16 protein-coding genes are annotated in these 22,607 nt (G+C 69.0%); 10 read left to right on the forward strand and 6 right to left on the reverse strand.

What is annotated here, in order from left to right; genetic code table 11:
• Window positions 1-49: 49 nt before the first annotated feature.
• The 6 genes from JX613_RS15210 (at window position 50) to JX613_RS15235 (ending at window position 5,040) form a co-directional block, all read left to right on the forward strand.
• Window positions 50-466 carry an acyl-CoA thioesterase gene (locus JX613_RS15210; RefSeq protein ID WP_207102318.1) on the forward strand — a complete coding sequence of 139 codons (417 nt, stop codon included), beginning with the start codon at window positions 50-52 and terminating at the stop codon, window positions 464-466.
• Window positions 467-572: 106 nt separating this feature from the next.
• Complete coding sequence (locus tag JX613_RS15215; RefSeq protein WP_207102319.1) at window positions 573-989, forward strand: CopG family transcriptional regulator; 417 nt, start codon at window positions 573-575, stop codon at window positions 987-989.
• Window positions 990-1,010: 21 nt separating this feature from the next.
• Window positions 1,011-2,036, forward strand: a complete 1,026-nt coding sequence (locus JX613_RS15220; protein WP_207102320.1) for an extracellular catalytic domain type 1 short-chain-length polyhydroxyalkanoate depolymerase — start codon at window positions 1,011-1,013, stop codon at window positions 2,034-2,036.
• Window positions 2,037-2,118: 82 nt separating this feature from the next.
• Window positions 2,119-3,270 (forward strand): alcohol dehydrogenase catalytic domain-containing protein, encoded by a 1,152-nt coding sequence (locus JX613_RS15225; protein WP_207102321.1) that lies wholly within the window; start codon window positions 2,119-2,121, stop codon window positions 3,268-3,270.
• A 12-nt stretch (window positions 3,271-3,282) separates the two neighbouring features.
• Complete coding sequence (locus JX613_RS15230; protein ID WP_207102322.1) at window positions 3,283-3,816, forward strand: hypothetical protein; 534 nt, start codon at window positions 3,283-3,285, stop codon at window positions 3,814-3,816.
• A 156-nt stretch (window positions 3,817-3,972) separates the two neighbouring features.
• Window positions 3,973-5,040 (forward strand): M42 family metallopeptidase, encoded by a 1,068-nt coding sequence (locus tag JX613_RS15235; RefSeq protein ID WP_207102323.1) that lies wholly within the window; start codon window positions 3,973-3,975, stop codon window positions 5,038-5,040.
• A gap of 160 nt (window positions 5,041-5,200) precedes the next feature.
• Here JX613_RS15235 and JX613_RS15240 read toward each other — a convergent pair whose 3' ends face one another.
• Both JX613_RS15240 and JX613_RS15245 read right to left on the reverse strand, forming a co-directional pair.
• Window positions 5,201-8,386: a DEAD/DEAH box helicase gene (locus tag JX613_RS15240; RefSeq protein WP_207102324.1), complete on the reverse strand. Its 3,186-nt coding sequence runs from the start codon at window positions 8,384-8,386 to the stop codon at window positions 5,201-5,203.
• Window positions 8,387-8,479: 93 nt separating this feature from the next.
• A complete protein-coding gene (locus tag JX613_RS15245) occupies window positions 8,480-10,144 on the reverse strand; it encodes a thiamine pyrophosphate-binding protein (protein WP_207102325.1) in 1,665 nt (554 codons plus the stop codon).
• Window positions 10,145-10,265: 121 nt separating this feature from the next.
• On the opposite strand from JX613_RS15245, the gene JX613_RS15250 reads away from it, so the two are divergent.
• Window positions 10,266-10,427, forward strand: a complete 162-nt coding sequence (locus tag JX613_RS15250; RefSeq protein WP_207102326.1) for a hypothetical protein — start codon at window positions 10,266-10,268, stop codon at window positions 10,425-10,427.
• A 48-nt stretch (window positions 10,428-10,475) separates the two neighbouring features.
• On the opposite strand, the gene JX613_RS15255 is transcribed toward JX613_RS15250, so the two are convergent.
• From JX613_RS15255 to JX613_RS15270, 4 genes are read right to left on the reverse strand one after another with little or no spacing between them, the layout of a single operon-like run.
• Window positions 10,476-11,753: an NAD(P)/FAD-dependent oxidoreductase gene (locus tag JX613_RS15255; RefSeq protein ID WP_207102327.1), complete on the reverse strand. Its 1,278-nt coding sequence runs from the start codon at window positions 11,751-11,753 to the stop codon at window positions 10,476-10,478.
• On the reverse strand, window positions 11,750-13,903 hold the full coding sequence (glgB, locus tag JX613_RS15260; RefSeq protein WP_207102328.1) for a 1,4-alpha-glucan branching protein GlgB: 2,154 nt from the start codon (window positions 13,901-13,903) through the stop codon (window positions 11,750-11,752). The genes JX613_RS15255 and glgB overlap by 4 nt, the downstream gene beginning before the upstream one ends.
• On the reverse strand, window positions 13,900-17,181 hold the full coding sequence (treS, locus tag JX613_RS15265; RefSeq protein ID WP_207102329.1) for a maltose alpha-D-glucosyltransferase: 3,282 nt from the start codon (window positions 17,179-17,181) through the stop codon (window positions 13,900-13,902). Before treS ends, glgB begins: the two co-directional genes overlap by 4 nt.
• Window positions 17,181-19,232, reverse strand: a complete 2,052-nt coding sequence (locus tag JX613_RS15270) for an alpha-1,4-glucan--maltose-1-phosphate maltosyltransferase (protein ID WP_207102330.1) — start codon at window positions 19,230-19,232, stop codon at window positions 17,181-17,183. Before JX613_RS15270 ends, treS begins: the two co-directional genes overlap by 1 nt.
• Before the next feature lie 171 nt (window positions 19,233-19,403).
• On the opposite strand from JX613_RS15270, the gene JX613_RS15275 reads away from it, so the two are divergent.
• The 3 genes from JX613_RS15275 to JX613_RS15285 all read left to right on the forward strand — a co-directional run.
• On the forward strand, window positions 19,404-19,685 hold the full coding sequence (locus JX613_RS15275) for a hypothetical protein (RefSeq protein WP_207102331.1): 282 nt from the start codon (window positions 19,404-19,406) through the stop codon (window positions 19,683-19,685).
• 67 nt (window positions 19,686-19,752) lie between these two features.
• The gene (locus JX613_RS15280; RefSeq protein WP_207102332.1) at window positions 19,753-21,273 is read left to right on the forward strand and encodes an FGGY-family carbohydrate kinase; all 1,521 of its coding nucleotides are present in this window, start codon (window positions 19,753-19,755) and stop codon (window positions 21,271-21,273) included.
• A partial coding sequence (locus tag JX613_RS15285) for a glycerol-3-phosphate dehydrogenase/oxidase (protein WP_207102333.1) occupies window positions 21,270-22,607 on the forward strand: 1,338 nt, incomplete at its 3' end. The genes JX613_RS15280 and JX613_RS15285, both read left to right, overlap by 4 nt.

A 22,607-nucleotide genomic window follows, 5' to 3' on the forward strand; every position in this document is an offset into this window, starting at 1 on the left:
ATGGCAGATGCGCCGGGCCGAAGCCCGTACTGCCACAAGGACGCCCCGCATGACCTTTCGCCAGACCCGCATTGTCGAGTTCCAGCACTGCGACCCGGCGGGGATCGTCTTTTATCCGCGCTATTTCGAGATGGTCTCCTCGGTCGTCGAGCGGTTCTTCACCGACGCGCTGGACCACGGCTTTCACCGGATGCACGTGACGCGCCGGATCGGGGTGCCGACGGCGCGGATTGCGGTGGATTTCCACACCCCCTCGCGGCTGGAGGACCGGCTGGACTTCGCGCTGGCGATCACCCGCATCGGCACCAGTTCGGTGGACTATCGCCTGGCGTGCACCGGCCCGGACCCCCGCTTCACCGCCACCGGCACGCTGGTCCATTTCGACTTCAACACCGGCCGTTCCGCGCCCTGGACCGACGACCTGCGCGCAGGCCTGGCCCGGTATCTGGAAACGGAACCCGCCTGACAAGCGGTGCACCGGCCCTCGGCCCTGACCCGGGAAAACGGCAGCCACGGCCCTTGACTCCATCCATGGGCAATCCATATACCATCCATATGGATGGAGAAAACCCTTGGCAGAGATACGCCCCCTGCGCGACAGGGTTCCCGACAGCGAGAAGATCACCATCAACCTGGGCTATGTCGATCTGGGCCGTATCGACCTGCTGGTGCAGGAAGGCTTTTATTCAAACCGCAGCGACTTCATCCGCACGGCGATCCGCAACGGGCTGGACAGCCACCGCGACGTGCTGTCCCGGTCGGTCGAACGCCACATGATGGACATGGGCCTGCGCGACTTCACCCGGGCCGAGCTTGAGGCTGCCCGAAAAGCGGGCGAGGTGCTGCATGTCAAGGTCGTGGGCCTTGTGCGCTTCGACCCGGACGTATCCCCGGAACTGGCGCGGGCCACGATCGGTTCGATCTCGGTCCTGGGCGCGCTGCAGGCCAGCCCCGAACTTCGCAAGGCCCTGGCCGACCGTATCCTGTAGCCCCTGAAAGGGACATGAACCATGAAGACCTTCAACGTCGGCGCCCTGCGCCAGGCGATGGGAGAGCTTCGCCTTGACGGCGCAAGCGACCTGGTGCAGCGCACCCTGGCCCGGCACGGGTTGAGCCTTGCCGGACAGCCCACGGGCTTTCAGCCGCCCTTTGCCGCCCCGGCAGCCGATCCCGTGCCGCCGGGGGCCAGCGTCGCCTCTGGCCGCTTTTCCTGCGCGGCGGGCAGCCGGGATTACCTGGCCTATGCGCCCGCCTCGGCAGGCAAGGGCATCCGGGGCATGGTCGTCATGCTGCATGGCTGCACGCAGGATCCGGCCGATTTCGCGCGCGGCACGGGCATGAACGCCCTGGCCGAGGAACACGGGCTGGTCGTCCTTTATCCCCACCAGTCGCGGGGCGAGAACGCGCAGTCCTGCTGGAACTGGTTCAGCGCCGGCGACCAGCGCCGCGGCCGGGGAGAGCCCGAGATCCTGGCCCGGATGACCCTGGACCTGGCTTCCCGCCACGACGTGCCGCGGGGCCGGATCTTCGTGGCGGGCCTGTCGGCGGGCGCGGCCATGGCGGTGATCCTGGGCCAGACCCATCCCGATGTCTTCGCCGCCGTGGGCGCCCATTCCGGCCTGCCCTTCGGCGCGGCCCGCGACGTGCCCTCGGCCTTTACGGCGATGAACGGCCAAGGGGCCGAACCCCCGACGCGCGCCCATGCCGTGCCCACCCCCACCATCGTCTTTCACGGCAGCGCCGACCGCACCGTGCACCCCCTGAATGGCGACCGCATCGCCCAGGCCACGCTGGCCGCCGGGCCCGTCCAGACGATGCTGGACCGCCGGACAGGCACGACGGGCACGCGGCGCTTCACGCGCGAGACGACCAGCCTACCCGATGGCCGCGTCCTTCTGGACCACTGGCGCATCGACGGCCTGGGCCATGCCTGGTCCGGCGGCAAGCCCGGCGGTTCCTACATCGACCCGCAAGGCCCCGATGCCAGCGCCGAGATGCTGCGCTTCTTCCTGGCCCAGGGGCAGGCCAAGGGCTGAAAGGCAGCCGGTCCCGGTCCCGGGGCCGGAACCAGTTCCGCCCGGCGCAGTTGCACAACAGGTCTGCAAGGAGGGATCGACCGTGCTCGCTGCCGATTACAGGGGACCGCACCGCGTGCGGGCCAGTTCCAAGCCCGAACCCGTCATCCGGCACCCGCGCGACGCCATCGTGCGCGTCACCCGGTCCTGCGTCTGCGGATCGGACCTGCATCTTTACCACGGCCTTGTGCCCGACACCCGGATCGGCATGACCTTCGGCCACGAATTCTGCGGCATCGTCGAGGAGGTGGGCGCCGAGGTCACGAACCTGAAACCCGGCGATCACGTCCTGGTGCCCTTCAACATCGCCTGCGGGCAATGCCATTTCTGCAAGCAGGGCCTGTTCGGCAACTGCCACGAATCCAATCCCCAGGCCACGGCCGTGGGCGGCATCTTCGGCTATTCGCACACGGCGGGGGGCTATGACGGCGGGCAGGCGGAATATGTGCGCGTGCCCTATGCCGACGTGGGGCCGACCCTCATCCCCGACTGGATGGATCCCGACGACGCGGTGATGCTGACCGACGTGGTGCCCACCGGCTATCAGGCGGCGGAAATGGGGGGCATCCAGATGGGCGACACCGTTGTCGTCTTCGGCGCGGGGCCCGTGGGCATCATGGCCGCGCGCTGCGCCTGGCTGTTCGGCGCGGGCCGGGTCATCGTGATCGACCACCTGGATTACCGGCTGGACTTCGCCCGCCGCTACGCCCCGGCCGAGGTTTACAACTTCCAGGCCATCGACGACATGGCGGTCTTCATCAAGAAGCAGACCGACGGCCTGGGCGCGGATGTCTGCATCGACGCCGTGGGCGGGGACGCCTCGGGCAGTGGGGTCCGCACGGTCCTGGGCAAGAAGATGAAGCTGGAGGCCGGATCGGCCATCGCGCTGCATTGGGCGATCAATTCCGTCAAGAAAGGCGGGGTCGTGTCCATCGTGGGCGTCTATGGCCCCACCGGCAACATGATCCCCATCGGCAATGTCCTGAACAAGGGCATCACGATCCGCGCCAACCAGGCATCGGTGAAACGGCTGCTGCCGCGCCTGATCGAACACGTCCGCGAAGGCCGCATCGACCCCAAGGCGCTGATCACCCACCGGATCCCGCTGGAAGAAATTTCCGACGCCTATCATATGTTTTCCGCCAAGCTTGACGACTGCATCAAGCCGGTTCTCTACCCCAACGGCGGACGCTAGGAGGACACGCACATGGCGCAGAAATCGCGGCAGATGATCGACCCGGCCGAGGTGAACGGATGGGGCGTGGACGCCGATCCCCGCAACGATCCGACCTATCCCATGCGCAACCGCGCGGGCGACACCAAGGGAGGCATGGACTGGGACCGCCCGCCCCTGCAACGGGCCGATATCGAGGTGCTTCGGTCGATGGAATACAACCGCCGCCCTGCCGTCTTCGGCACCTCGTCGGCGCCCTCGGGGATCAGCGGCATGGTGCGGCGCGCGGCCTTCGGCTACAGCGAATCCGACTGGCGGCACTGGCTGATGCTGCTGGGGGCCGACCGGATCAACATGGTGGAAGGCATCGTCGAGGATCTGTCCCGCGGCCATGTCCCGAACCTGCCCGCCGAGATGGGCATGGGCGCCGAATGGCGCCACAACCGCGACGGGCTGGTCCGCAAGCTGGCCATCGGCGCGGGGGTCGTCGTGGTGGCGGCGGCGCTGTGGGGCCGCAAGGACCACCACCGCAGCCACGCGCGCAGGCCCCTGCGGCGGCTGCGGTAAGGGCCAGCCGAAGCGGACGGACAGGCCGGGGCCCGTGCTGGCACCGGCCTTTTTCCGTGCGTCCCGCCCCGATTCCCCCTTTCGCCGTTTCCTGCCGCGACCGCTGGAACATCGCGCCAGCCCAGTGGTTCGGTCGGCCAAAGAAAGGTGTTTTCCATGGATGAACAGGCACTTGATTTCCTGAAGGCCATCATCGCGGCCCCCTCGCCCAGCGGCTTTGAACAGCCGGTCGCCTGGCTTTTCCGCGACTATGTACAGCCCGCAGCCCACAAGGTCACGACCGACATCATGGGCAATGTCAGCGCCGTCATCAACCCGGATGCGCCGGTGCGCTTCATGTATGCCGGCCACATGGACGAGGTGGGCTTCATCGTCCACCACATCGACGAAAACGGGTTCCTGTTCTTCAACACCATCGGCGGCACCGATGTCGCGACCGAGATCGGCCAGCGCGTCCAGGTCCACGGGCACGAAACCGTGCCGGGCGTGGTCGGGCGCAAGGCGATCCAGACCTTCAAGGCCAAGGACAGCAACGAGACGCCGACGCTGAAGGATCTGTGGATCGACATCGGCGCCTCGTCCCGGGCAGAGGCCGAGAAGGTCGTCCATGTCGGCAGTCCCGTGACCCTTGATGCCGGATTCGCGACCCTCAGCGGCCAGTTGGCCGTGGGCCGGGCCTTCGACAACAAGGTGGGCCTGCTGATCGGCGCGCAGCTGGTGCATCGCCTGGCCCGGGACGGCGGGCTGCACCCCGAGGTCGGGTTCCACATCCTGGGCACCGTGCAAGAGGAGATCGGATCGCGCGGGGCCAAGACGGCGGGGTTCAACATTGCGCCCCGCACCGCGCTGGCCGTCGACATGGGGGTGGCGATGGACTATCCGCGCGCCCGTCCCGAGGATCAGGGCAGGCTGGACCTGGGCCGCGGCCCGGGCATCCTGCAGGGGGCCAACACCAACCCGGTGGTGTTCGACCTGCTGGTCGCGGCCGCCGAGGAAAAGGGCATCCCCTGGCAGCACCAGGCCTCGGGCGGCACAAGCCCCACGGATGCCCGCGTGATCCAGGAACTGCAGGGCGGCGTCGCCACCGGCCTGATCTCGGTGCCGCTGCGCTACATGCACACCCCGTCCGAGGTGGTCTGCCTTGACGACATCCAGGCGACCATCGACCTGGTCCACGAATACTGCCTGCGCCTGCGCCCCGATACGGATTTCACGCCGATGTAGGAAAGGTACCGGGGCGGATCGGCATTTACACATGCGCCGCGTCCGCTTTGGCGAAGGCCATCGCCTTCGCCATGCGATGCCCTATTCACCAGAACCACCGGGCCCAAAAGGCCCGGCCAGCGCCCGGCCCGAGGCGGGCGCTGGCGTAGCGTCCCCCCTGTCAGGCCATGCGTTCCAGCAGGTCCGCCGCCACCTCCAGCCGGTCCTCGGGGCCGGTGTGGCGCAGCACCAGGCGCATGTCCTGCCAGGACAGCCCTTCGCAGCCTGACAGTTGCGCGGCATAGTCCTCGATCCGCACCCCGTCGCGCAGGTCCAGCGCCACCCCCTCGGGGCCCATGCTCAGCGCCGCCACCCCCAGGCTTGCGGCCAGGGCGCGCAGTTCGGCGGCGCGCAACAGCGTCTCGACCGGCGGCGGGGGCGGGCCGAAGCGGTCCGCGATCTCGTCGGCCAGGCGCGCCACATCGTCGGACCGCGCGGCGCGGGCGATGCGGTGATACAGGTCGATGCGGGTTTCGGGTTCGGGGATATAGTCGGCGGGGATATGGCCGGGTTCGCCCGGAACCTGGGGCGGCGGCGGGGCGTCGGCCTCGCCCTTGGCGCGGCGCAGGGCCTGCGCCAGCATCTCCTGGTAAAGGCCAAGGCCGACGCGCTGGACATGGCCCGCCTGCTTGTCGCCCAGAAGGTCGCCCGCCCCGCGCCGGTCCAGGTCGGCGGCGCTGATCGCCATGCCCGCCCCCAGCCGGTCCATGGCCTGCAGGGTGCCAAGCCGCTTTTGCGCGTCAGGGGCCAGATCCTCGCCCGGGGCGGTCAGCAGATGGCAATAGGCCTGCGCGGCCCCGCGCCCGACCCGCCCGCGAAGCTGGTGCAACTGCGCCAGCCCGAACAGCGCGGGACGCAGGACCACCATGGTGTTGGCCCGCGCCACGTCCAGCCCGCTTTCGATGATGGCGGTCGCCAGCAGCACGTCGCCCTCGCCCCGGGCAAAGCCCACCATGGTCGCGTCGATGTCGCGCGCGGGCAGGTCGCCATGGGCGATGCGGATCGCCAGGTCGGGCAGCAGGCGTTCCAGGCGTTCAGCCACGGGGGCGATATCCTCGACGCGCGGGACGACCACGAAGCTTTGCCCGCCGCGCCGCTTTTCGCGCAGAAGCGCCTGGCGCAGGGTGGCGTCGTCCGCGTCCGCGATCAGGGTGCGGATGGCGCGGCGGCGGGCCGGGGGCGTGGTCAGATAGCTGAGATCCTGCAACCCCACCAGCGCGGCCTGAAGGGTGCGGGGGATGGGGGTCGCGCTCATCGACAGGACGTGCAGGCCCTGGCCCAGGTCGCGCAGCTTCTGCTTCTGGGCCGCGCCGAACCGCTGCTCCTCGTCGATGACCAACAGGCCCAGATCCTGGAAGTGGACGCCCTTGCCCAGCAGGGCATGGGTGCCCACGGCGATGCGGATGGACCCGTCGGCAAGGCCCGCGCGCACCGTGGCGGCGGGCTTGCCCGTGACCAGACGCGACAGGTGCCCGACGCTGATCCCCAGGGAGGCGAAGCGGCGGCGGAAGGTCTCAAAATGCTGGCGGGCCAGGACCGTGGTGGGCGCGCAGACGGCCACTTGGCGCCCGGCCAATGCGGCGGCGGCTGCGGCGCGCAGGGCGATCTCGGTCTTGCCAAAGCCCACGTCGCCGATCACCAGCCGGTCCATGGGCCGCCCGGATGCCATGTCGGCCAGCACCGCGCGCACCGCCTGGTCCTGGTCGGGCGTCGGCTGAAAGGGAAAGCGCGCGATGAACCGTTCGTAATCGCGCGCGGGCGGCACCAGTTTCGGCGCGGTCGCCGCATCCCGCGCGCGGGTCAGCCGCACCAGGTGATCGGCCAGGTGGGCCAGCGCCTCGGCGGTGGCCGCGCGGCGCTTGGGCCAGGCCACCCCGCCCAGCCGGTCCAGCGTCACGCCCGCATCCGTCGTGCCATAGCGCCAGATGCGGCCCGCGTCATGGGTGGGGACCATCAGCCGCTGGTCGCCCGCGAAGGTCAGGCGGATCGCCTCGGGGCCGGGGTTGGCGGGATCCAGCGCCTCCAGCCCGTCCAGGCGGGCCAGGCCGTGATCCTCATGCACCACGATGTCGCCCAAGGCAAAGCCGATCGGGGGCAAAAGGGGCTGCACCGGCGCATGGCGGCTGCCCCCCGGGGCCGCACGGCTGCCCAGCAGATCCTGCGCCGTGACAAGGACCACATCTTCGGTGACGGCCCCCTGCCCCCCATCGGCCACCAGCACCGCGCGGTCATGGGCTGCGCAGCCCGCCCAGTCGGGGGCGGCTTCGGGCGGTTGCCCGCCCGCCTGCGCCACCATGCGGGTGATGCGCGCCTGTTCCACCGTGGATCCGGCGACAAAGACCACCCGCCGCCCGGCCACCGCATCGCTGGCCAGGAACTGCGCCAGCCGGGCGCGCGGCCGGGCGGCGGCGGCGAAGGCGGGGACCGGGCTCCATTCCGGTTGCGGCAAAGGGTCGATGCGGGACGCGAGATCCGCCCATTCCCCCGCCCCCAGATAGAGGGCATCCACCGGCAGCGGATAGGCGCCGTCATCCTCGGCCTCGGCGCGCGCTTCCTCCAGCCGGGCAAGGCGGCGGGGGGCGGCCTCCAGCGTTTCGGGCAGGGCGGTGATGCGGGCGCCCGCCATGTGGTCGGGCAGGATCGTCAGGGCGTCCCAGGCCTTGGGCAGCCGGTGTTCGGCGCCCCGGTCCCAGGGTTCCTCGGCGGGGGGCAGCTCGGTGACGGGGACGATCTCCAGCGCCTCGATCTCTCCGGTGGACCGCTGGGTGGCGGGATCGAAGCAACGCAGGGCGGTCACCACCCCCTCGTCCATCTCGATCCGGCAAGGCTGGCCGTTCCCGCCCACGAAGACCTCGACGGTGGTGCCGCGGATGGCGATCTCTCCGGGTTCGTCCACGCGGTCGTCGGCGTCATAGCCGCCCTCGCGGGCGAAGGTTTCCAGCGCCTCCACGTCCAGCGGCTGGCCCATCTGCACCGGAAAGCTGCGCAGGGCCCCCTGCGGCGGCAGGCGCTGCATCAGCACGGCAAGCGGCGTGACCAGGATGTCGCCCGGGCGCGCATCCCGCAACTGGTGCAGCACGGCCATGCGGCGGCCCATGGCGTCGGGCGTGGGCGAGGCGCTGTCGAAGGGCAGGCAGTCCCAGGGCGGCAGGAACAGCACCCGCCGCCCGGGCAGCGCCCCGCGCAGAAAGGCGGCCAGGGCCTCGCCGCTGCGTTCGTCGCGCGTGACGTGCAGGATCCGGTCGTCGGGGCCGAGGCCGCGCAGAAGGGCCAGCGCCTCGACGCAAGCGGGGGTGGGGTCGGGCATGGAACACCTCTGATCGTCGCTTCGGTCAGGGGATCTGCCCGGCTTGCCTTTAGAAATCCGGCCGCCGGGGATCGGTTCCAGGGGGGTGCGGACTCAGGCCTTTTCCCTTGCGGCAAGGGCTGCGTCGCGCATCTGGGTCAGGGTCTGGCGCGGGGTCAGCGCCTCGGGCGAAATGTCCAGATCCAGCAGCGCCCCGGTGGGGGACGCGAGCGCGCGGGCGAAGGCCGCCGGGAAATCCTCGGTCCGTTCGACGCGTTCGGCGTGATAGCCATAGGCCCGGGCCAGCATCACGAAGTCGGGGTTCACCATGGTCGTGCCCGACACGCGGGCCGGGTAATTCCGTTCCTGATGCGCGCGGATGGTGCCGTAGATGCCGTTGTTCAGCACCAGCACGATGGGTTGTGCGCCCGCCTGCACGGATGTCGCAAGCTCCTGGCAGGTCATCTGGAAATCGCCGTCGCCCGCGAAGCACAGGACCGTGCGGTCGGGATGGGCCACCTTCGCGGCGATGGCGGCGGGCAGGCCGTATCCCATGGCGCCCGATTGCGGCGCCAGCAGCCGCGCGCGGGGGCCGAACTTGTAGAACTTGTTGGGCCAGACGGTGAAGTTGCCCGCGCCGTTGGTCAGGATCGCATCGGCGGGCAGCACGTCGCGCAGATGCGCCGTGGCCAGCCCCATGTCCACGGGCGAGGGCTGCGGGGGCAGGTCGAACCCGGCCTCCCACGCCGCGCGGGCCTTGCCGCGCCAGTCGGACCAATCGCCCTTGACCGGCGACAGCGCGGCGGCAAAGGCGTTCGGCCCGGCTTGGATACCAAGGGTCGGCTGGTAGATCTTGCCGATCTCGCGGTCCGAGGCATGGACATGGACCAGCCTTTGCGCGGGCACCGGCACGGACAGAAGCGTATAGCAGTCGGTCGTCATCTCGCCGAAGCGGAGATTGATCGCCAGGATCGTGTCGGCGTCGCGGATCAGCGCCTTGACATGCGGCGGCATCCCCACGCCCGCCTCTCCGGCATAGACGGGCGAAAAGTTGTCGAACTGGTCCTGATAGCGGAAGGCGCAGACGACCGGAATGTCGCTGGCTTCGGCAAAGGATTGCAGCGCCTGCTTTCCCGCCTCCGTCCAGTTGCAGCCGCCGATCAGGATCAGCGGGCGGGCGGCGGTGGACAGCATCGCGCGGGCCTCGGCCACGGCGTCGGGCGTGGGCGCAGGCTCGGCCAGGCGCGCAGGCCCGGTCAGGGGGGCGGCGTCGGTCAGGCTTGTCAGCATGTCCTCGGGCAGGGCAATGACCACGGGGCCGGGGCGGCCGGTGGTGGCGGTGGTCCAGGCGCGGGCCAGGATTTCCGGGATGCGGTCGGCCCGGTCGATCTCGACCGCCCATTTCGCCATGGTGCCGAAGACGGCGCGGTAGTCGAGTTCCTGGAACGCCTCGCGCCCCTTCATGTCGGTCCCGACCTGGCCCACGAACAGGATCATCGGCGCGCTGTCCTGCATGGCCGTATGCACCCCGATCGCCGCATTGGTCGCCCCCGGCCCCCGCGTCACCATGCAAAGGCCGGGCTGGCCCATAAGCTTGCCCCAGGCCGCCGCCATGAAGGCCGCGCCCCCTTCGTTGCGGCACAGCACGAAGTCCAGACGCCCCCGCGTGTCGTGCAGCGCATCCAGCACCGCCAGATAGCTTTCGCCCGGCACGCCAAAGGCCTTGGTCGCGCCAAGCGCCACCAGGCTTTCGACCAGAAGCTGACCACCGTTGCGCATCCCGTTTCCCTTTCCCTTGGCTGGCGCGATCCTGCCCGGGGATGGCGCAGGGGGCAAGCCGCCCCGCCCGGGCATGGAACGCGCGCGCCCGTCGCGGGTTGTCCCGGCAGGAGGACCAGCCATGACCCGCGAAACACCCAAGCAGCCCAACCCCGCCACCGATCCCCCCCGCCAGCACGGCCAGGGCGACCACGAGGGCATCCCCCATTCGCCCGAGGAGTTCGACGTGATGAACCCCGCCAAGACCGGCAAGACCCCCGGCAATCCGCAGGAAAACCAGTAAACCGGCAAGCCCGGGAAACCCCGTGCCTCCCGCGCGGGGTTTTCCCGCTCACCCGCGCGGGGCGGTTTCCCTTTGCGTGATCAGGCGCGCGGAATTCTGGCGGGACAGGAAGCTCCACAGCCAGCTGATCGCCACCGCCAGGCGAGAGCGGACGCCGATCAGGTAATAGATATGGGCGATGCCCCAGATCCACCAGGCCAGCCAGCCCGTCAGCCTGACGCGGCCAAAGTCGATCACGGCGGCGTTGCGCCCGATGGTGGCCAGGTTCCCCTGATGGGCATAGCGGAAGGGCCCCGGCGCGGGCTTGCCCGCCAGCCGCGCCCGGATCACTGCCGCCGCATACTTGCCCTGCTGCTTGGCCGCCGGGGCAAGGCCGGGCACGGGCTTGCCGTCGATGTCCACATGGGCGGTGTCGCCCAGGACGAAGATGCGCGGATCGCCGGGCAGGGTCAGATCCGCGTCCACCATCACCCGCCCCGCCCGGTCCGCCGCGGCCCCCAGCCATTCCGCGGCGGGCGAGGCCTGCACGCCTGCCGCCCAGATCACCGTCCGGCAGGGCACGGCCTCGTCCCCGATGGTGACCGCGCGGTCCGAGATGGCGGTGACGGGCCGCCCGGTCAGCACCTGCACGCCGCGCCGCTGCAAGGCCGCCGCCGCATAGTCGGACAAGGATTGCGCAAAGACCGGCAGGACGCGCGGCCCCGCCTCGATCAGCATGATCCGGGCGGTGCGGGTGTCGATGTGGCGGAATTCGCGCGGCAGGACGCGGTGGGCCAGGTCGGCCACGATCCCGGCAAGTTCCACCCCCGTGGGTCCGCCGCCGATGATGGCGAAGGTCAGGTTCGCGTCGCGTTCGGCGGGGTCAGGGGTTAGCTCGGCCCGCTCGAAGGCCAGCAGAAGGCGGCGGCGGATGGTGGTCGCGTCCTCCAGCGTCTTGAGGCCCGGGGCATCGGCTTCCCATTCGTCATGGCCGAAATAGGCGTGGCGGGCGCCGGTGGCCAGGACCAGCGTGTCAAAGGGGACGCGGTCGCCCGTGTCCAGCAGCACCTGGGCCCCGGCGCGGTCGATGCCGGTCACGCGGGCCAGCAGGGTTTCGACATCGGGGCGGTCGCGCAGGACGCGGCGGATCGGCCAGGCGATCTCGGACGTGGCCAGAAGCGTCGTGGCGACCTGGTACAGAAGCGGCTGGAACAGGTGGTGGTTGCGCCCGTCGATCAGCGTGATGGCGCAACCCGCGCCCTTCAGGTCCTGCACCAGTTGCAGGCCCGCGAAACCGGCCCCGACCACCACGACGCGATGCCGCCCGGATGCCGGGGCGGCGGTCATGCGGGCACCAGCACGACCACGGCAAGCGGCGGCAGCGTCAGGGCCAGGGACGCCTGCCGCCCGTGCCAGGGGATGTTATCCGCCGAAAGCGGCCCGGGATTTCCGACGCCCGAGCCGCCGTAAGCCGCGTCATCGGTGTTGAGGATCTCGCGCCAGCCGCCCGGCTGCGGCAGGCCGATGCGGTATCCGTGGTGGACCTGGGGCGTCAGGTTGCACACGATCACCGCAGGCGGCGCGCCGTTGTCGGACTTGCGGAGGTAAACCAGCACGCTCTGGTCCGCGTCGCTGGCGTCGATCCATTCAAAGCCGCCCGGGTCGCAGTCCAGCCGGTGCAATGCGGGCCGGTCGCGGTAAAGGCGGTTCAGGTCGCGGACCAGCGCCTGCATCCCGGCGTGCAGCGGGTCGTCCAGCAGGTGCCAGTCCAGCGACTGGTCGTGGTTCCATTCGCGGTCCTGCGCGAATTCGCCCCCCATGAACAAAAGCTTCTTGCCCGGATGGGTCCACATGAAGGCGAAATAGGCGCGCAGGTTCGCGAATTTCTGCCAGCGGTCGCCCGCCATCTGCCGGATCAGGGATCCCTTGCCGTGGACCACCTCGTCATGGCTCAGCGGCAGGACGAAATCCTCGGACCAGGCATAGACCAGGCCGAAGGTCAGGTCGTTCTGGTGGTGGCGGCGGTGGATCGGATCGCGGCGGAAATAGCCCAGGGTGTCGTGCATCCAGCCCATGTTCCACTTGAACCCGAAGCCCAGGCCGCCGTCGTCCACCGGGCGGCTGACCTTGGGAAAGGCCGTCGATTCCTCGGCGATGGTGATGGCGCCGGGGTAATCGGCGCAGACGCGGCAGTTCACGTTGCGCAGGAAGTCGATGGCCTCCAGGTTCTCGTTCCCGCCGAACTGGTTGGGGATCCATTCGCCCGGCTTGCGCGAGTAATCCAGATACAGCATGGACGCCACCGCATCCACCCGCAGCGCGTCGATGTGGAACCTGTCCAGCCAGTAAAGCGCGCTAGCCTGCAGGAAATTCGCCACCTCGCGCCGGCCGAAGTTGTAGATCAGCGTGTTCCAGTCCTGGTGAAAGCCCTGGCGCGGATCGGCATGTTCGTAAAGCGCGGTGCCGTCGAAGCGGCCCAGGCCATGCGCGTCGGTCGGGAAATGCGCGGGCACCCAGTCGATGATGACACCGATGCCCGCCGCGTGCAGCCGGTCCACCAGCCGCGCGAACGCCTCGGCCGAGCCATAGCGGCTGGTCGGCGCGAACAATCCGATCGGCTGATAGCCCCAGGATCCGGTGAAGGGATGTTCCGACACCGGCAGGAATTCCACATGGGTGAAGCCCATGTCGGTGACATAGGGCACCAGCAGGTCGGCGATGGCTTCGTAATCCAGGATCCCGCCCTCGGCCCCGCGCCGCCAGGATCCCAGGTGGACCTCGTAGATCGAGATCGGGGCGGTGCGGTCCTGCCGCGCCGCGCGGGTTTCCATCCAGTCCCGGTCCCCCCAGGGGTGATCGGGCAACCCGCTGATGACGGATGCGGTGCCGGGCGACTGTTCATGCGCAAAGCCCACCGGGTCGGCCTTCAGCGGCATCCGTTCGCCATGGGCGCTGATGATCTCGTATTTGTAAAGCTCGCCCACGGTCAGGCCGGGGATGAACAGTTCCCACAGGCCCGGGCCAAGCCGCCTGCGCATCGGGTGGCGGCGGCCGTCCCAGGCGTTGAAGTCGCCCACCACGCTGACGCGGCGCGCATTGGGGGCCCAGACGGCGAAGGCCACGCCCTTCACCCCCTCGTGGGTGATCGGATGCGCGCCCAGCTTTTCGTAAAGCTGGCGGTGGCGGCCTTCGGCGATCAGGTATTCGTCCATCTCGCCCAGGACCAGGCCGAAGCGATAGGGATCCTCGGCCGCCCAGGTCCGCTCGCCCGAGGACATCTCAAGCTGGTATTGGTGGCCCTCGAAGGGTCCGGCAAAGAAGCCCTCGGGGTGGACGCGCTCCAGGGGCGTGCGCTGGCCGTCGTGAAGGACCGCGACGGCCGAGGCCTGGGGGGCGAAGACCCGCACCTCGCCGTCATGGGGACCAAGCACGGCGAAGGGGTTGGCATGGCTGCCGCGCAGGATCGCCTCGATGTCGCTTGCCGATGCGCTGGTCATTCGCCGCTCCGTTCCAGAAGATCGAGAATCCCGCGCACGGGTATGCCGATCCAGGCGGGCCGGTTGCTCAGTTCATAGCCCGCCTCGTAGATTGCCTTGTGCAGCAGGAAGAAGTCCAGCAGCGCCTGCCGCGATGCGGCATCTGCGGGCAGGTTCACAGCGCCTTGCGAATGGGCGTCATAGGCGGCCAGGAAATCGCGCATGGCCGTCTGCCGCCAGGCCTGGACCCGTTCCATCCCGCGCTCGGCCCCGCTGCCGAAGCTGTCGCGCTGGCGCGAGGCCACCGTCATCGCGGCATAGTCGAAGGACCGCAGCATCCCCGCCACGTCGCGCAGGGGCGAGGATTTCCGCCGCCGCTCGTCCAGGCTGCGGGCGGGCTCGCCCTCGAAGTCGATGATCGCCACGTCGTTCTGGGCCAGCAGAACCTGCCCCAGGTGGAAGTCGCCATGGATGCGCGACAGCTTGAAATCGGGCGCAAGGTCGGCCACCGCCCGCAGCCGCGCCAGCAGCGACTCTCGCCGGTCCAGCAGATTCTGCGCCAGGGGGGCGACCTCGTCGGGCAGGTGCGCCTGCTCCAGCCGGCTGATCAGCGCCTGCGCCTCGGATTCGGCATCCGCCGCCCATTGGCCAAGCTGGTCGGGCGTCAGATCGGCGGTCGCAAAGGCCGGGTCGTCGGTGTCCACGGCCAGCGCCTTGTGCAGTTCCGCCGTGCGCTGCCCCAGAAGCGCCCCCAGGCCAAGCGGGAAGTCGAAGGCGAACACCTCGGGCCGCGCCTCTCCGGCCGAGGACCAGGTTTCGTGTTCGTGCATCTCCAGTTGCAGGGCGTCGATGATGCCGGTCCAAGCATCGCCCCGGTTCGGGACAAAGGCGAAGGCGGCGGCCAGGATCGTGGATCCATGCGCGGCATGACCCAGATAGCGGGGGGTGTGCTTGTATCCCGCGACCTCGGTCAGGAACTTCGCCACCTCCACGTCCGGCTGCTCGCCCTCGCGGATGCGGCGGTACAGTTTCAGGATGATCTTGTCGCCGAAGGCGATGGACAGGTTCGACTGTTCCGCGCCAAGCTGGCGGGGATCGCCCGGATCCTCGATCTGGCGCAGGGCCTCGGTCCCCTCGAACCGCAGGGGCCCGTCCGCGCGGTTCTGGTTCAGCGCGTCCAGCAGCAGGTGCGGCAGGCGTTCGTCATAGGCCCCATCGATCAGGGCGCCCACGCGCGCGGTGTGGCGGATCTTGGCCAGCGTCCAGGACAGCTTTGGCGCGCCGGGACGCAGGTTCTCGTCCCCCCAGCGGGCCGAGATCGGCAGAAGATAGCGTTGCTCCTCGTCGCCCACCGTCACGTCGAGGGACACCAGTTCGTGTTCCCCCTGCCCCAGGCTGCCCAGGGGGGTCATGCGCACCGCGCCGATCGCCTTGTCCTTGCCCGCGAACCAGCGTTGCAGGGGCAGCCATTGCGGCAGCACGTCGCGCTTGAACTGCGTCCCCTCGCGCCCCTTGATCGCGGTGGACACGCGCCCGTCGCGGGTGGTCAGCGTCATGAACTCGGGCAGGATGTCGGGCACGGTTTCATGCCAGGACGGGGTCTCCTCCTCGGCGCTGAGCATGAACCAGAAAAAGCCATAGGCGGGCAGCGTCAGCATGTAGGGAAGATCGCCCACCGGCGGAAAGACGGACCGCCCGGTCAGTTCGATGGGCACGGTGCCGCGATGGCGCGACAGGTCCAGTTCCACCGCCTGCGCGCTGTCGGCCAGGTTCGCCACGCACAGATAGGTCCGCCCCTCGTGTTCGCGCAGGTACGCCAGGATCTTGCGGTTGCGGGGGTAAAGCAGGATCATCGTGCCCCGCCCGAAGGCTGGATGCTGGCGGCGCACGGTGATCATCCGGCGCATCCAGTTCAGCAGGGACGAGGGGTCGTCGGCCTGCGCCTCGACATTGATGACCTGGTGGCCGTAAACGGCGTCGATGATCGCGGGCAGGTAAAGCTGCTGGGGCTTGGCGCGGGAAAAGCCCGCGTTGCGGTCGCCCGACCATTGCATCGGCGTCCTGACCCCGTCCCGGTCGCCCAGGTAATAGTTGTCGCCCATGCCGATCTCGTCGCCGTAATAGATGATGGGCGTGCCGGGCATGGACAGCAGCATGGAATTCATCAACTGGATCTTGCGCCGGTCGTTCTGCATCAGGGGGGCCAGGCGGCGGCGGATGCCCAGGTTGATGCGCGCGCGCGTGTCGGCGGCATAGGTCTGCCACAGATAGTCGCGTTCCTCGGACGTGACCATCTCCAGCGTCAGTTCGTCGTGGTTGCGCAGGAAGATGCCCCATTGGCAGATATCGGGGATTTCCGGCGTCTGGCGGATGATGTCGGTGATCGGGTGCCGGTCGGCCTGGGCCAGCGCCATGTACATGCGCGGCATCAGGGGGAAGTGGAAGCCCATGTGGCATTCGTCCCCCTCGCCGAAATAGGGGCGGGTATCCTCGGGCCATTGGTTCGCCTCGGCCAGCAGCATCCGGTCGGGGAAATGCTTGTCCAGGTCGGCGCGGATGGCCTTCAGCACGTCATGGGTTTCGGGCAGGTTCTCGTTGTTGGTGCCGTCGCGTTCGACCAGATAGGGGATCGCGTCCAGCCGCAGCCCGTCCACGCCCATCTCCAGCCACATGCGCATGACCTTCAGCACTTCCTCCAGCACCTTGGGATTGTCGAAGTTCAGATCCGGCTGGTGCGAATAGAAGCGGTGCCAGTAATAGGCCCCCGCCACCGGATCCCAGGTCCAGTTCGACTTTTCGGTGTCCAGGAAGATGATCCGCGTCTCGGGCCATTTCTCGTCGGTGTCCGACCACACATACCAGTCGCGCGCGGCCGATCCGGGCTTTGCGCGCCGCGCCCGCTGGAACCAGGGATGCTGGTCCGAGGTGTGGTTGATCACCAGTTCGGTGATCACGCGGATGCCGCGCCGGTGGGCTTCCTTCACGAAGGCCTTGAAATCCTTCATCGAGCCATAGGACGGGTTGATCGAGCGGTAATCCGCGATGTCGTATCCGTCGTCGCGCAGCGGCGAGGGGTAGAAGGGCAAAAGCCAGATCGCCGTGACGCCCAGTTCCTGCACATAGTCCAGCCGCTGCATCAGGCCCGCGAAATCCCCGATGCCGTCGCCGTTCGAATCCTGGAAGGCCTTGATGTGCAACTGATAGATGACCGCGTCCTTGTACCAGTCGGCCTGGCTGCGGTCGATTCCGTCGGTGCGGACGGCAAAGGTCGCGTCGGAAGGGGTCGTGGCGATGTTCATCAGCGGGGAACTCCGGGGGCGAAAAGCTGCCAGATGGCATAGGGTCGGGTATGGGGCTCAAGCTCCAGCCACTGGTTCTTGCCGTGCCAGGTGAAGCTGTTGCCGTGGATCAGGTCGCGCACCTCGACCGAGGCCTCGTCGGGCAGGCCGAATTCCCACAACGGCACCTCGAATTCAAAGACCTGCGTGGCGTCGGGGTCAAGGTTGACATGGACCAGCACGAAGTCGTTGCCGGTCTGCTTGCCATAGGACAGCACCTTGTCGTTGAAGGCGTTGTAGAACGTCACGTTGGTGAAGTCCTGCAGCGCGGGATGGGTCCGGCGCAGCCGGTTCATCAGGCGGATGTCGTCCTGGATATGGCCGGGCTTGTTCATGTCCCATGCCCGGATCTCGTATTTCTCGGAATCGAGGTATTCCTCCTTGCCCGGCACGGCGGCGGCCTCGCAGATCTCGAAGCCGTTGTAGACGCCGTAGTTGCCCCCCAGGGTCGCGGCCAGCACCAGACGCGTGCGAAAGCCCGGGCGGCCGCTGGATTGCAGGAAGCGCGGGTTGATGTCGGGGGTGTTCACGAAGAAGTTCGGCCGCATGTATTCGCGGCATTCCTCTTGCGTCAGCTCGGTCAGATAGTCGGTGATTTCCTGCTTTTCGTTGCGCCAGGTGAAATAGGAATAGGACTGCGAAAAGCCGACCTTGGCCAGCCGCTTCATCACCTTGGGCCGGGTAAAGGCCTCGGCCAGGAAGATCACGCCGGGATCCTTGCGGCGCACCTCGTCGATCATCCATTCCCAGAACGGGAAAGGCTTGGTGTGGGGGTTGTCCACGCGGAAGATGCGCACCCCCTGGTCCACCCAGAACAGCACCACGTCGCGCAGCGCATACCAGATCGAGGGCAGCGCGCCGCGATAGAAATGGACGTTGACGATGTCCTCGTATTTCTTGGGCGGGTTCTCGGCGAACTTGATGGTGCCGTCGGGGCGCCAGTCGAACCATTCGGGATGCTCGCGGATCCAGGGATGGTCGGGCGAACACTGGATGGCGAAATCCAGCGCGATTTCCAGGCCGTGGTCCTTCGCGGCGGCGATCAGGCGGCGGAAATCGTCGAGGCTGCCCAGTTCCGGGTGGATGGCGTCGTGGCCGCCGTCCTCGCTGCCGATGGCATAGGGGCTGCCGGGCTCGCCCTCCTGCGCGGTCAGGCTGTTGTTGCGGCCCTTGCGGTTGGTCTTGCCGATGGGGTGGATGGGCGGGAAATACAGCACGTCGAAGCCCAGGTCGCGCACATAAGGCAGCCGCGCGATCACGTCGTCAAAGGTGCCGTGGCGGTTCGGATCGCCCGATTGCGACCGGGGCATCAGTTCATACCAGGCGCTGAAGGCGGCGGCCTTGCGGTCCACGAAGACTGTCAGGGTCTTGTATTCGGTCAGGTGGGTGCGCGGCCCGAACCGCTGCATCAGGGCCAGCACCGCCGGGTCGCCCATGCGGGCGAAGCGGGCGGCATCAGTGGATGCGTCCTCGCCCCCGGCCTCGGCATGGGCCGCGTCCGCCGCGAGAACCCCCACAAGGGTCGCGCGCGCCTCGCCCGGGGGGTGGCCCTTGTCCAGCCCGTCCTGCAACAGCCTGCGGCCTTCCTCCAGTTCCAGCGCGATGCGCTGCCCGGCGACCAGCTTCTTCGTCACCTCCTTGTGCCAGGTGGTGAACAGGTCGCGCCAGGCGAGGATCGTGCAGTCGTAAAAACCGTTTTCGGGAAAGACGACGGTGGTGGCCCAGCGGTCGTTCTCGACAAAGGTCATGGGGGCTTCCTGGCTGTCCCCGGCGCCTTCGCGCCGCCAGGCGATCGCGGCGGCGATCGAATCGTGCCCGTCCGAGAAGATGTCGGCTTCTATGGTCGTGGGCTGGTCTGCCACGGCCTTGGCGGGAAAGCGGCCGCCGTCGATCTCGATCGAGACGCCCTCGATGGCGATGCGCTGCGCGGCCAGCGCCCGCAGCCGCGCGTCCGACGATGCCGCAGGATCGGTGTCCTGCTTTGCCTTGTCCGTCAAGTCGTTGCCCAGCATGGTTCCTTCCCCGGCAGCCACCAGTCACCACAACCGGCTTTGCACCGCGAAGGTTCCTGTCCGATCACGCCCCAGTGACCGGCCCGTTTTTCGCGCGGAAATTCCCGCAAGGGCGGGAACAATCCTTCCGCCGGATCGTTATGGCTTCCCTTCAAAGGGCATGGTGCCAACATGCGCGTATTGATCCAGGATCGGGACGCCGTCCGGCTTGAGGAAATCGACCTCGACCCCGTGCCGCTGGCCGGGGACAGCATCCAGGTGATCACCGGCAACAAGACCATCCATTACGATGTCCTGTCCCGCCGCTATCTGGTCGGTCCGTCCCGGGGGCCGGATGCCGCGCCGCGGGACGTGCAGCTTGTGATCCTGGTCCGGCAGGCCTGCGTGGCGGGCAGCAAGGGCTATGACTGGGGCGCGGAATGCCCGGGCAGCCAGGCCGCCCGGCTAAGCTGAGCGCGCCCCTTGCCTTGGGCATGGGGGCGGCGTAGGGCTGCCGGGTGCTTCCTGGCAGGAACAAGACATGCCGCTGCTGCTTGGCATCGACAACGGCCTGACCGTCACCAAGGCGGTGATCTTTGACGAAACGGGCCGCGTGCTGGCGACCGCGCGCCGCCGGGTGGTGCAGTCCATGCCCCGGCCCCGCCATGTCGAACGCGACATGGACGCGCTGTGGACCCAGACCGCCGCCGCCGTGGCCGAGGCCGTCGCCGCCTGCGGCCGCCCCGCGTCCGACATCGCGGCGGTGGCCGCCACTGCCCATGGCGACGGGCTTTACCTGCTGGACCGGGCCGCGCGCCCGCTGGGCCCCGGCATCCTGTCGCTGGACAGCCGCGCGGGCGATCTTGCGGAACGCTGGCACCGGGACGGCACCGCCGACGCCGCCCTGGCCCGCACCGGGCAGATGCCCCATGCCTCGGCCCCTTCCGCCATCCTGGCCTGGATCCGGGACCACCAGCCGGACCGCTTCGCCCGCATCAAGCATGTGCTGGCCTGCAAGGACTGGCTGGCCTTCTGCCTGACCGGCAAGATCGGCACCGACCTGACCGAGGTCAGCACCGCCTTCACCGATGTCGGGACGCAGGCCTTCGACGCGCAGGCGCTGGCGATCTTCGGCCTTGGGGCGCTGTGGGACGCCCTGCCCGCCATCGCCCTGCCCGACCAGGTGATCGGCCATGTCACCCCTGCGGCGGCGGCCCTGACCGGCCTTGTCCCCGGCACGCCGGTCGTGGCCGGGCTGCACGACGTGACCGCGTCCGCCCTGGGCGCTGGCGGTTACGGGGAAGGCACGGTGGCCATCGTCGCCGGCACCTATTCCATCAACGAAACGGTGACGCGGGCGCCGCGCGTCGATCCCCGCTGGTTCTGCCGCAACGGGCTGCGCCGGGGCGAATGGAACGCCATGTCGATCTCGCCCGCGTCGGCCGCGAATTACGACTGGTTCCTGGACACGCTCTGCGGCGGCGACAGGGCTGCGGCCGAGGCGCAGGGCCGCCCCTTCCACGCCGCCATCATCCCGGAAATCGAGGCCGCGATGGCCCGCCCTTCCACCGTGATCTTCCACCCCTTCCTGTTCGGATCCCCGCATGGCCCCCAGGCCAGCGGCGGCTTCCTGGGCCTGCACGGCTGGCACGACCGGGGCGCCATGCTGCGCGCCGTGGTGGAAGGCATCGCCTTCAACCACCGCCACCATGTCGATGCCCTGCGCGACGGCTTTGCCCCGCAGGCCGCGCGGCTGACGGGGGGCATTTCCCGCAGCCCGGTTCTTGCCCAGCTTTTCGCGGATGTTCTGGCGATGCCGGTCGCGACCTCGGACACCGAGGAAGCGGCGGCCTGGGGCGCGGCCCTCTGCGCCGGATCCGGCGTCGGGCTGTTCGCCAGCCCCCGCCATGACCCGCGCGACATGGCGGCGCTGTCCACGACCTGGCACCCCGATCCGGGACGGTCCGCCGACCTGTCGCGCCGCTATGCCGTCTTTGCCGATCTTGTCCATGCGCTGTCCCCGCTCTGGCCACGGATCGAGGCCTTGGGAGACCCCGCATGACCGACATCCAGGACATCGACGTGCTGATCCTTGGCGCGGGGATCAACGGCGCGGGCCTGTTCCGCGACCTGTGCGACCAGGGCCTGCGCTGCGTGATCGCCGACAAGGGCGATTTCGGGGGCGGCACATCGGCCGCGCCCTCGCGGTTGATCCATGGCGGCATCAAGTATCTGGAAACGGGCGAATTGCGGCTGGTCGCGCAATCGACGCTGGAACGGAACCTGCTGCTGAAGAACGCGCCGCATCTGGTGCGCCCGCTGCCCACGGTGATTCCGATCTTTTCCTGGCTGAAGGGCGTCACGGCGGCCCTGCGCACGCTGCTGGGATCGACCACCGCCCCGCGCAGCCGGGGCGCGGTGCTGATGAAGACCGGGCTGGCGATGTATGACTTCTATGGCCGCCGCCACCGGGTCATGCCGCGCCACCAGATCTGGTCCCGCAGGCGCGCGCTTCGGGAAATCCCGCCGCTGACCTCCCGCATCGTCGCGGCGGGCCAGTATTACGACGCCGCCGTCACCCTGCCCGAACGCCTGGTCTGGGAACTGCTGGCCGAGGGGATGCGCGCCAATCCCGCCGCGCGCGCCTGGAACTATACCATGCTGGAAGGGACCGACGGCGACACGCTGCGCCTGGCGACCCCCGGAGGGCTGCGGGTGCTGCGCCCCCGGATCGTCGTGAACGCCGCCGGTCCCTGGATCGACCGGGTGAACGCGGCGCTTGGCGCGCCCTCGCGCCTGATCGGCGGCACCAAGGGGTCGCATATCCTGCTGGACCATCCCGGCCTGATCGCCGCGCTGAAGGGCCGCATGATCTATTTCGAGGCCGACGACGGCCGCATCTGCCTGGTCTATGACTATCTGGGCCGGGCGCTGGTGGGATCGACCGACATCCGCGACGACGATCCCGACAACGTGGCCTGCGATGATGCCGAGATCGACTATTTCCTGGATGCCCTGCGCGGGTTGCTGCCCGGCCTGTCCTTCGACCGGGGCCAGATCGTCTATGCCTATTCCGGGATCCGCCCCCTGCCCGCGTCGGATGCGGCCAATCCCGGCCTGATCAGCCGCGACCATTCCGCCCCCGTGGCCGAACCCGCAGGCGCGCGGCGCTGGCCGATCATCTCTCTGGTGGGCGGAAAATGGACTACCTTCCGCGGCTTTGCCGAGGAGGTGGCCGACGTGATCCTGTCCCGCCTGGGCCAGCCCCGCCGCCGCGACACCCGGCTGTCCCCGATCGGCGGCGGGCGCGACTATCCCGCCGATCCGCAGGCCTGGGCGCGTCAGGCCGCCCGCGACAGCGGGGCCGCGCCCGACCGCGCGGCGGCCCTTCTGGCG

Origin of the sequence: Paracoccus shandongensis (assembly GCF_017315735.1) — a bacterium.
Taxonomy (GTDB): domain Bacteria; phylum Pseudomonadota; class Alphaproteobacteria; order Rhodobacterales; family Rhodobacteraceae; genus Paracoccus; species Paracoccus shandongensis.

Excerpts from the sequence above, each read along its gene's own strand:
- glgB (WP_207102328.1), bottom strand. The coding sequence starts at position 13,903 with ATGACCAGCGCATCGGCAAGCGACATCGAGGCGATCCTGCGCGGCAGC.
- JX613_RS15250 (WP_207102326.1), top strand. The coding sequence starts at position 10,266 with ATGACCCGCGAAACACCCAAGCAGCCCAACCCCGCCACCGATCCCCCC.
- JX613_RS15235 (WP_207102323.1), top strand. The coding sequence starts at position 3,973 with ATGGATGAACAGGCACTTGATTTCCTGAAGGCCATCATCGCGGCCCCC.
- JX613_RS15280 (WP_207102332.1), top strand. The coding sequence starts at position 19,753 with ATGCCGCTGCTGCTTGGCATCGACAACGGCCTGACCGTCACCAAGGCG.
- JX613_RS15220 (WP_207102320.1), top strand. The coding sequence starts at position 1,011 with ATGAAGACCTTCAACGTCGGCGCCCTGCGCCAGGCGATGGGAGAGCTT.
- JX613_RS15240 (WP_207102324.1), bottom strand. The coding sequence starts at position 8,386 with ATGCCCGACCCCACCCCCGCTTGCGTCGAGGCGCTGGCCCTTCTGCGC.
- treS (WP_207102329.1), bottom strand. The coding sequence starts at position 17,181 with ATGAACATCGCCACGACCCCTTCCGACGCGACCTTTGCCGTCCGCACC.
- JX613_RS15275 (WP_207102331.1), top strand. The coding sequence starts at position 19,404 with ATGCGCGTATTGATCCAGGATCGGGACGCCGTCCGGCTTGAGGAAATC.
- JX613_RS15210 (WP_207102318.1), top strand. The coding sequence starts at position 50 with ATGACCTTTCGCCAGACCCGCATTGTCGAGTTCCAGCACTGCGACCCG.
- JX613_RS15270 (WP_207102330.1), bottom strand. The coding sequence starts at position 19,232 with ATGCTGGGCAACGACTTGACGGACAAGGCAAAGCAGGACACCGATCCT.
- JX613_RS15230 (WP_207102322.1), top strand. The coding sequence starts at position 3,283 with ATGGCGCAGAAATCGCGGCAGATGATCGACCCGGCCGAGGTGAACGGA.
- JX613_RS15245 (WP_207102325.1), bottom strand. The coding sequence starts at position 10,144 with ATGCGCAACGGTGGTCAGCTTCTGGTCGAAAGCCTGGTGGCGCTTGGC.
- JX613_RS15255 (WP_207102327.1), bottom strand. The coding sequence starts at position 11,753 with ATGACCGCCGCCCCGGCATCCGGGCGGCATCGCGTCGTGGTGGTCGGG.